Source organism: Massilia sp. CT11-108 (assembly GCF_047302915.1).
Classification (GTDB): Bacteria; Pseudomonadota; Gammaproteobacteria; order Burkholderiales; family Burkholderiaceae_D; genus Telluria; species Telluria orientalis.
Window position 1 is genome coordinate 1 of record NZ_JBKYMO010000756.1, and the last position, 1,977, is coordinate 1,977.

2 protein-coding genes are annotated in these 1,977 nt (G+C 71.0%); both read right to left on the reverse strand.

The genetic code is table 11. From position 1 onward, the window contains the following. Positions 1–1,443, reverse strand: a 1,443-nt coding sequence (locus tag ACEN88_RS30300) for a transglutaminaseTgpA domain-containing protein (RefSeq protein ID WP_413345681.1), incomplete at its 3' end; no start/stop codon positions are given. Beyond that, entirely contained in the window at positions 1,440–1,835 is a 396-nt protein-coding gene (locus tag ACEN88_RS30305; protein ID WP_413345683.1) for a DUF58 domain-containing protein, read from the reverse strand. The genes ACEN88_RS30305 and ACEN88_RS30300, both read right to left, overlap by 4 nt. Positions 1,836–1,977: the final 142 nt, after the last annotated feature.

Genomic DNA, 1,977 nt, shown 5'->3' on the forward strand with positions numbered 1-1,977 from the left:
CTCCGGCGCCACGGCGGCCGTCGGGTCGATACGTACCCAGCCGCGCCGCGGCAGCCACACCTCGGCCCACGCATGCGCGTCCGATTGGCGCACGGTGAGGTAGCCGTCGATCGGGTTCATCTCGCCGCCCTGGTAGCCCGTGACGACGCGCGCCGGCACGCCCGCCGAGCGCATCAGGAACACGAAGGCGCCCGCGTAATGCTCGCAGAAGCCGGCGCGCGTGCCGTACAGGAAATCGTCGATCGAGTCGCGGCCGGGCAGCAGCGGCGGCTGCAGCGTGTAGACGAAACCGCCTTCCGCAAACAGGCGCAGCACGGCCGCCACGCGGCGCGCCGGATCCGGCTCGGACGCCAGCGCCTGGCCGGCCGCGCGCGTGCGCGGATTCAGGCCGTAGGGCAGCATCAGCCATTGCCCGTCGACGGGCGACGCATCCGTCTGCAGGCTGTAGTGCACGAAGGAGACGAGGTCGTAGCGCACGCGCTCGCCGATCGGGTCGAGCGACCGGAATTCCAGTTCGCCGGACAGCGTCACGCCATGCCCCGGCAGCTCGGGGATGGCGCGCGGCATCTCGAGGGCGAACAGCCAGCGCGTGTTCGACGGTTCCAGCGTGACCTGGTAGCCGACCGGCGTACCGCCCACGGACAGCGACAGCGCCTGCGTGCGCGTGTGGCGGGACGGGCGCACGCGCGTCCAGGTGCGGCCGTCGTAGCTACCCAGCACGGGGCCGCGCCAGTACAGTTGCGGCTGCGCGGGCACGGGGCCGTCGAATTTCACGCGGAACGCGACGTCTTCCGACTGCGCCAGGTTCGACATCTGGCCGGGCGCCATCGTGTCGGACAGGCCGCTCTGCGCGCTGTGCGACGCGTCCGGCATGCCCCACAGCGGTCCTTCGACGCGCGGGAACAGGACGAACGCGGCGCCCGCCAGCGGCAGCGCCAGCCCGAGCAGTTTCGCGCCCATCCACAGGCGCGTGCGCAGCGGGGGCACGGCGCCCGTCAGCTGGAACGACAACTGCGTGGCCAGCAGCGCGACGAGCGAGGCCAGCATCAGCAGGGCCGTCGGGATCGTCTGCGAATAAAAGAAATTGGTGAGCACCAGGAAGTAGCACAGGAACACGACGACGAACAGGTCGCGCCGCGCATGCATCTCCAGCATCTTGAAGGCGACGAGCAGGACGAGCATGGCGACGCCCGCATCGCGTCCCAGCAGGGTGTGATAGCTCTGCAGCACGCCGAACATCGCGGCCGCCGCGATCGGCACGAGGAGCAAGTTCGACGGCATGCGCCGGCCCAGCAGGGTGACCGCGGCGCGCCAGGCCAGCGTGGCGCCGCACAGCAGGCTCACCCACACGGGCAGGTGGGCCGCGTGCGGTGCCAGCACGAGCAGGCTGCTGGCGATCAGCAGCAACGTATCCTGCTTGTCCCGTGACAGGAGCAGCTTCACGCCGGCTCCTCCGGCAAGCCGTACAGCGCCAGCGCGCGCAGGCACGCCGCCTGGTGCGCCGTGCCGAGCGCCACGGGGTAACGGATGCGGCCGAGGATAAAGCCATAGGGCAGGGCGCGCTGCTCCGCTTCCAGCACCCAGCGGGCCATGCGCGCGAGGCGCAGCTCGACGTCGAGGTGGGCGGGCAGCGTGTCGAAGTCGAGCACGAGCTCGTCGACCGTGCCGCCCTCGAAATGTTTGGTGACGAGCTGGCCGCCCAGTTCCGGATCGAGGCGCGCGATCTGGCGCCACGCGAGGTGCCGCAGCGGGTCGCCCGGCTGGTAGCTGCGCACGCCGGCGAAATCATCGCTGCCCGTGCTGCCCGCGCCGTCGGGGCTGGGACGGCCCAGCATCGGCAGCGGCGGCGCGTCCTGCTCGGGGAACGGGTAGACGAGGGCGCGGCTGTCCGGCTGCCACCAGCTCCACGCGCGGAACAGGCCGAGCTGTCACATATACACATCTCCGAGCCCACGAGACGGAGCTACAAGTCGTATT